General features: G+C 25.8%; 7 protein-coding genes. 5 read left to right on the top strand and 2 right to left on the bottom strand.

The genetic code is table 11. The annotated features are described in order from the left end of the window. A partial coding sequence (gene tyrS, locus Q5F54_RS08570) for a tyrosine--tRNA ligase (protein ID WP_302334239.1) occupies nt 1-893 on the top strand: 893 nt, incomplete at its 5' end. Nucleotides 894-998: 105 nt separating this feature from the next. Here the strand turns inward: tyrS and Q5F54_RS08575 are convergent. Beyond that, entirely contained in the window at nt 999-1,889 is an 891-nt protein-coding gene (locus Q5F54_RS08575) for an AraC family transcriptional regulator (RefSeq protein ID WP_302334240.1), read from the bottom strand. Between the two features lie 124 nt (nt 1,890-2,013). Here Q5F54_RS08575 and Q5F54_RS08580 point away from each other — a divergent pair, with 124 nt between their 5' ends. Together Q5F54_RS08580 and Q5F54_RS08585 are read left to right on the top strand one after the other, a co-directional pair. After that, nucleotides 2,014-3,654 (top strand): alpha-glucosidase, encoded by a 1,641-nt coding sequence (locus tag Q5F54_RS08580; RefSeq protein ID WP_302334241.1) that lies wholly within the window; start codon nt 2,014-2,016, stop codon nt 3,652-3,654. A gap of 23 nt (nt 3,655-3,677) precedes the next feature. Beyond that, entirely contained in the window at nt 3,678-4,238 is a 561-nt protein-coding gene (locus Q5F54_RS08585) for a sugar O-acetyltransferase (RefSeq protein ID WP_071120130.1), read from the top strand. A gap of 158 nt (nt 4,239-4,396) precedes the next feature. Here Q5F54_RS08585 and Q5F54_RS08590 read toward each other — a convergent pair whose 3' ends face one another. Further along, nucleotides 4,397-4,951 carry a TetR/AcrR family transcriptional regulator gene (locus Q5F54_RS08590; RefSeq protein ID WP_302334242.1) on the bottom strand — a complete coding sequence of 185 codons (555 nt, stop codon included), beginning with the start codon at nt 4,949-4,951 and terminating at the stop codon, nt 4,397-4,399. A gap of 267 nt (nt 4,952-5,218) precedes the next feature. Between Q5F54_RS08590 and Q5F54_RS08595 the strand changes: the two genes are divergently transcribed. Then, the gene (locus Q5F54_RS08595) at nt 5,219-6,058 is read left to right on the top strand and encodes a DegV family protein (protein WP_302334243.1); all 840 of its coding nucleotides are present in this window, start codon (nt 5,219-5,221) and stop codon (nt 6,056-6,058) included. A gap of 312 nt (nt 6,059-6,370) precedes the next feature. Beyond that, the gene (locus Q5F54_RS08600) at nt 6,371-7,294 is read left to right on the top strand and encodes a hemolysin family protein (protein WP_281539127.1); all 924 of its coding nucleotides are present in this window, start codon (nt 6,371-6,373) and stop codon (nt 7,292-7,294) included. Nucleotides 7,295-7,401 lie beyond the last annotated feature (107 nt).

Raw genomic sequence — 7,401 nt, forward strand, 5'->3', positions numbered from 1 at the left:
TTGGAGAAGATAAAGCTTTATTAGTTAACAATGCTGATTGGTTATTAGACTTAAACTATGTTGACTTATTAAGAGAAGTAGGAGCTCAATTTAGTGTTAACAGAATGCTTACTGCTGAATGTTATAAAAATAGAATGGAAAGAGGACTTAGCTTCTTAGAATTCAACTACATGATAATGCAAGCTTACGACTTCTATCATTTATATGAAAAATACGGATGCCAAATGCAATTAGGTGGAACTGACCAATGGAGTAACATGCTTGCTGGTACTGATTTAATAAGACGTAAATTAGGTGAAAATGCATATGCAATGACTATAACTTTACTTCTTAACTCAGAAGGAAACAAAATGGGTAAAACTGCAAATGGTGCAGTATGGTTAGATCCAAACAAAACATCTCCATTTGAATTCTACCAATACTGGAGAAATGTTGCTGATGCTGATGTATTCAAATGTATGCGTATGTTAACATTCTTATCACTTGAAGAAATAGAAGAAATAGAAAAGTGGGAAGGAAACAGAATAAACGAAGCTAAAGAAGTATTAGCATTTGAATTAACTAAACTTGTTCATAGTGAAGAAGAAGCTATAAAAGCACAAGAAAGTTCAAGAGCTTTATTCTCAGGAGCAGCTCATGCTGATATGCCTACAACTGAAATAGAAGAAGCAGACTTAACTGATGGAGTTATAGATTTAATATCTTTATTAGTTAAAGCAGAACTTGCACCAACTAGATCTGAAGCTAGAAGAAACATAGAACAAGGTGGAGTAACTGTAGACGGAGAAAAGGTATCTGATGTAAAAGCTACATTTACTAAAGATGCTTTAGCTGGTGACGGTATGGTTATAAAACGTGGAAAGAAAAAATTCAAGAAAGTAGTTTTAAAATAATCTTATTTTATATAATCCCTAGAGATAAAACTCTAGGGATTTTTACGTATAATAAGATTAAAATATAAAAGCTATGTGATATATAAATAATAATCATATCAATATTTAAACATTAAATGAATCATCAGCTCTTAACCTAAGTTCTTTAGGTGTAACTTTATACTTTTCCTTAAAACTTCTTATAAAATAAGATACATTTGAAAATCCTACATCAAAAGAAATTTGAGTAACAGGCAAATCTGTATTTTTAAGTAAATTATATGCTTTTTCTAGTCTATAATTTTTTATAAATTGAATACATGTTTTACCTGTGTATTTCTTAAAAAATCTCATAAAATGATATTCATTATAGTGACAAATATTAGCTAATGTAGTTATATTTATATCATTTCTATAGTTATTTTCTATATATTTTATAACATCTTTTATTTTAAAAACTTTACTGTCATCTGATAATATAGAATCTTTTTTTATTACTAAGTTTTCTCTAAATATATTAGCAAAAAAACTAAATAATAAAGCTTTAATTTCTAGTTCAAAACCATAATATTTATGACTATAAACTTCAATAATTTTTAGAAATATTTCCTTTAAATTATTATAAATATTAGAATTTTCATTTATTATTGTTGGAAGTTTAAATTTTTTATTTATAATAGGTGTTATAAAGTTAACTGATGAGCTATCAAGTATAGAGCTATTTAGTTGAGAAATATCAAATACTAAGCTTGTAAATTCACTATATACACTTTCTTTAGCAATTAAGTAATGAAGTTCCTCACAATTTATAATAACTATATCACCACATTTACAAGTATAAAAATCAGAATTAATTTGTAAATTAAATTCACCTGTGTTTACTAGTATTATTTCGATTTCTTTATGCCAATGGGCAGATATTGAATATTCTTTATCCCCTAAATTAACATCATAAATGCCAAGAGGTAATAAAAAATTACCATGTTTTCTTTTCTCCTCAAGTTTATCATTTACCATAATAATCCCCTTAAAGTCAGTTTTGTGTTATTAATTATCAATATATTTATAGAATTTAATGCTTTTACTTTATTATAATAGCATTATAGATATATTACAATTAAATAAAAATTAGGGGGAAAATATGTTAGAGAAAAAATGGTGGCATAGTTCAGTAGTTTATCAAATTTATCCAAGAAGTTTTTGTGATAGTAACAATGATGGTATAGGGGATTTAAAAGGAATAATATCTAAACTTGACTATTTAAAAGAACTAGGAATAGATGTAATATGGTTATCGCCAGTATATAAATCTCCAAATGATGACAATGGATATGATATAAGTGACTATAGAGATATAATGGATGAGTTTGGTACTATGGAAGATATGGATAATTTATTAAAAGAAGCTAATGATAGAGGAATAAAGATATTAATGGACTTAGTATTAAATCATACTTCAGATGAACATAAGTGGTTTATAGAAGCTAAGAACAATCCAAATAGTAAATACAGAGACTATTATGTATTTAGAAAGCCAGTAAATGGCAAAGAACCAAATGAAATGAAATCAACATTTAGTGGAAGAGCATGGGAATTAGATAAAGATAGTAATGAATACTATTTACATTTATTTTCTAAAAAACAACCAGATTTAAATTGGGAAAACAAAGAAGTTAGAAATGAGCTATACGATATGATAAACTTCTGGATAGACAAAGGAGTAGGTGGATTTAGATTAGATGTTATAGATTTAGTAGGAAAAGAACCTGATAAGTTAATAACTGCTAATGGACCAAAGCTTCATGAATACATAAATGAAATGAATGTAAATACTTTTGGAAAAAAAGACTTACTAACAGTAGGAGAAACTTGGGGCGCTACTCCAGAAATAGCTAAATTATATAGCAACCCGATAAGAAATGAACTTAGTATGGTATTCCAATTTGAACACATATCTTTAGATGAAACACCAGGTAAAACTAAGTGGGATTTAGCTCCTCTTAATTTTATAAAATTAAAAGAAGTATTTAATAAGTGGCAAACTGAATTGGATAATGAAGGATGGAATAGTTTATTTTGGAATAATCATGACCTTCCAAGAATAGTTTCAAGATGGGGAAATGATAGCAAAGAATACAGAGAGTTAAGTGCTAAAATGTTAGCAACAGTATTACATATGCAAAAGGGAACTCCTTATATATATCAAGGTGAAGAAATAGGAATGACTAATGTAGTATTTGATAGTATTGATGAATACAATGATATAGAACTTTTAAACATGTACAAAGAGCGTATAAGTGAAGGTTATAAAGAAGAAGATATAATGAAATCTATATATGCTAAAGGAAGAGATAACGCAAGAACACCTATGCAATGGGACGATAGCTTAAATGGTGGATTTAGTAAAGTAAAACCATGGTTAAAAGTTAATCCAAATTATGTAGATATAAATGTTAAGAATAATTTAGAAGATGAAAACTCAATATTTAATCATTATAAGAAACTTATAAAAATAAGAAAGAATGAAGATGTAGTTGTATATGGTGATTTTAAATTGTTATATAAAGATCATAACTCAATATTTTCATATATAAGAGAATTAAATGATGAAAAAATATTAGTAGTAGCTAATTTCTATGATAAAGACGAAGAATTCGTATTAGATAAGTCTATAAAGTATGAAAGTTGTGAAACTTTATTAAGTAACTATAAGGATTCAAGTAAAAATATAGAGAAAATAAATCTAAGACCATATGAAGCTATAATATATAAATTAAAATAGATATAATAAGGTGAATAAATATCATGACAGAAAAAGAAAAAATGATAATGGGTGAATTATATTTAGCTTTTGGTGAAGAATTAACTAATGAAAGACAGCATGCTAAGGAAGTTTTATATGAGTATAACATGCTTAAGCCAAATGAAATAGAAAAAAGAGATAACTTATTAAGAGGTTTATTTGGATCAGTTGGAGAAAAATTTTATATAGAGCCACCTTTTAGATGCGATTATGGATATAACATACACTGGGGTGAAAATTCTTATGCAAACTATAATTTAACAGTACTTGATTGTGCTAAGGTAGTTATAGGTGATGATGTATTAATAGGTCCTAATGTAAATATATTTACAGCAGCTCATCCTATATCACCATCTCAAAGAAAGTTAGGTCTTGAATTTGCTAAAGATATAGAAATAGGAGATGGTTCTTGGATAGGTGGGGCAACTACAATAAATCCTGGTGTTAAAATAGGTAAAAATGTTGTTATAGGTTCAGGCAGTGTTGTAACTAAGGATATACCTGATAATACTATTGCGGTTGGAAATCCATGTAGGGTTATAAAAACTATAGATAAAGAGTAAAATAAATCAAATTGATAAAAGTATAGAATATTATTTTAATATAGATAACTTAGTAGTAGTGGATATATAATTAGATAAAGTAAAAAAGATGGTTATTAATAACCATCTTTTTTAGTAAGTATTTAGTGATATGTATACCACTAAAGTTAATTAAATTATTATAGCCAACTTTTTAATAAGAAACTTGCAATATTTTCATAAGGAATAGTTTCAGATTTTAAAAGACCTTGAACAACAAGACCATCCACTACAGATACTAATAAAAATGAAAGTGCTTCAGCATCCTTATTATATTTAACAGTCTTAGAAATTTCTTGTTTCAAAGTATTTCTCCATTCAAAATATTTAACTTTAATTGACTCCTTTAGAGTATCATTTTCCGTTATAGCTTCACATAAAAGGTACATATGTATTCTTCCTCTACCTTCTATAGAAGATATTTTTTCCATTATTAAATTTACCATATTAATAGAAGAATCATCAGTGCCTATGCCATGAACACAATCTAGTACTGCCTTTGTTATAACTTCTAAATGCATGTCTGCAATAGCGCATATTAAATCATTTTTTGAAGAATAGTGATAATATAATGTACCTTTACTTATATTTGATGCTTTAGCTATATCAGCTAAAGAAGTATTCTTTACCCCTTGTTTTATTATCAAATCTGTAGCTGCTGATAAAATTGTTTCTTTCATATTATTTTGTTTCATACAAATACCATCCTAGAATTTCGCATTTTACTAAATAAATTATAAATATAGTAAATATTATTGTCAATTAATTATATACATTATATTTAATATAAGAAAATGGATATTTTCATATTAAAAATCTACTAAAAGTAAATAAACTATACATATAATTAATACAATCAATTTAATTATTGACTTTAGCGTAAATTGAGTATACAATAAAAATAAATAACGGTCAACTGACCGACTGAAAAAGATATGATTATATTAAATGGAGTGAGATATATGAAAAAGATTAGAATAGTAACAGATAGCTCTTGTGATTTAAATAAAGATATAGTTGAAAAATATAATATAGAAATAGTACCTCTTAATGTAGCTTTTGGAGATGATATATATACAGATGGGGAGATAGAAAAAGATGAATTTTACAAAATGATGGCTAATTCACCAGTTCTTCCAAAAACGTCTTGTCCTTCTCCAGAAAGATTTATGAGAAGCTATGAAGGGGAAGAAGATGAGATATTAGTAATAACTTTAGCTTCAAAGTTATCAGGAACATATTCAACAGCAGTTCTTGCTAAAAATATGTTTGAGGAAGAATATCCAAACAAAAAAGTTACAGTTATAGATACTGAAACAGGTTCTATAGGTCAAGGACTTTTAATAGTTAAAGCAGCACAATTAGCAGAAGAAGGAAAAAGTTTAGATGAGATAGTAAATATTATAGAATCTATAAAGAAAGATGTAGTATTTTATGGTTCATTAGAAACTTTAGAAAATGCTATAAAAGGTGGAAGAATAAATGCTTTAGCTGGTAAGCTTATAAATGTTTTAAACTTTAAAGTTATAGTGAAAATAGGAAATGGTGAAGTTAAGCCTTGCGATAAGGCTAGAGGAGATAACAATTCAATGAAAAAAGTAGTTGAAAATGTATGTGATTCAATACAAGAAGGAGAAGTTAAGTCATTAGCTATAGCACATGCAAATTGTTTAGATAAAGCTCTTAAAGTAAAAGAAATGATGCTTAAAAATCATGACTTTGAAAGTGTTATGATATCCGATCTAGGATCAGTTATGGGTACATATACATCAAAAGGAGCAATATTAATAAGTGTATTATAAAAAAGGTTAGCACTTGCTAACCTTTTTTATAATACTATTAGTCTCACCATAGGTTTATAAACATAAACTTCATTTACTTTTATAAATATAATAATATTATGCTATGTATAATTATTTTTAAAAGTTTAATTTTTATAATAATATAAATAAACTTGTTTAATATATTAAATAATAAATAATATACTTTATGAAATATACAATAAAAATATATATTAATAGAATGAATTTTAATAGAAATTATTAATTGTAATCTCACATTTAATATGATAATATCATATTATCTAGTAATAAAAAAGGAGGTAAAAAGTTAGTATGGAATCTGATTCGCATAGGCATTCAAATCAACCAATATTAATATTTTTACTAACAATTCAAAAGAAAATAGTTTCAATCCTATCAATAATACTTAGACCATTTTTAAAAATTATTACATTTATTAAATCTAATATATTAAAAAAAGAAAATGGTAAAGTATCTGAAGAGTATATAAAGTCTTTAATATGTAAATCCGAAGAAGAAGGAATAATTCAGACTTATGAAAAAAATATGATAGAAAGTATTTTTAAATTTAATGATACAAAGTCAAAAGATATTATGACTTCTAGAAAAGATACTTTTTCAATAAACATAGATGATGATATTGAAGAAAATATAGATAAACTTTTAAACTCTAACTATTCAAGAATACCTGTATATAAAGATAATATCGATAATATAATAGGAATAGTTCATGTTAGAGATATACTTATACAGGCAAAAGATAGAGGGTTTGAAAATATTAACTTAGAAGAAATAATGCATAAACCATATTTTGTTCCAACAAGTGAAAAAACTAATGAATTATTTAAAATTTTACAGAACAACAAGATACACATGGCTATACTTATTGATGAATATGGTGGATTTTGTGGTATAGTTACAATGGAAGATTTAGTAGAAGAAATTGTTGGTGATATTGAAGATGAGTATGACAAAGAAAATAATAATATTTTAAAAATTAATGAAAGAATATTTATAGTTGATTGTAGTATAGAGCTTGATGAATTTAATGAAGCCTTTAATTTAGAATTAGAAGAAGGTGAATATAATACTTTAAATGGTTATATAATAAACCAATTAGGAGAAATCCCAAAATCTAATGAAAAAGTAGAAATAAAAGTAGATAATGTTAATATAGAAGTTATAAAGGTTAGTAATAAAAAAATTGAAAAAGTAAAAGTAAGTTATATTAATTAATTTAACAAAAAAGAGCATGCTAGCTAAATATAAGTAAGCGTGCTCTTTTATTTTAACCTGAATTGTATAATTAAATCAGACAAATATATAAACAAAAAAAGACACTT

The sequence above is a fragment of the uncultured Romboutsia sp. genome, from assembly GCF_958366745.1.
Classification (GTDB): domain Bacteria; phylum Bacillota; class Clostridia; order Peptostreptococcales; family Peptostreptococcaceae; genus Romboutsia; species Romboutsia timonensis.

Excerpts from the sequence above, each read along its gene's own strand:
- Q5F54_RS08600 (WP_281539127.1), top strand. The coding sequence starts at position 6,371 with ATGGAATCTGATTCGCATAGGCATTCAAATCAACCAATATTAATATTT.
- Q5F54_RS08575 (WP_302334240.1), bottom strand. The coding sequence starts at position 1,889 with ATGGTAAATGATAAACTTGAGGAGAAAAGAAAACATGGTAATTTTTTA.
- Q5F54_RS08595 (WP_302334243.1), top strand. The coding sequence starts at position 5,219 with ATGAAAAAGATTAGAATAGTAACAGATAGCTCTTGTGATTTAAATAAA.
- Q5F54_RS08585 (WP_071120130.1), top strand. The coding sequence starts at position 3,678 with ATGACAGAAAAAGAAAAAATGATAATGGGTGAATTATATTTAGCTTTT.
- Q5F54_RS08590 (WP_302334242.1), bottom strand. The coding sequence starts at position 4,951 with ATGAAACAAAATAATATGAAAGAAACAATTTTATCAGCAGCTACAGAT.
- Q5F54_RS08580 (WP_302334241.1), top strand. The coding sequence starts at position 2,014 with ATGTTAGAGAAAAAATGGTGGCATAGTTCAGTAGTTTATCAAATTTAT.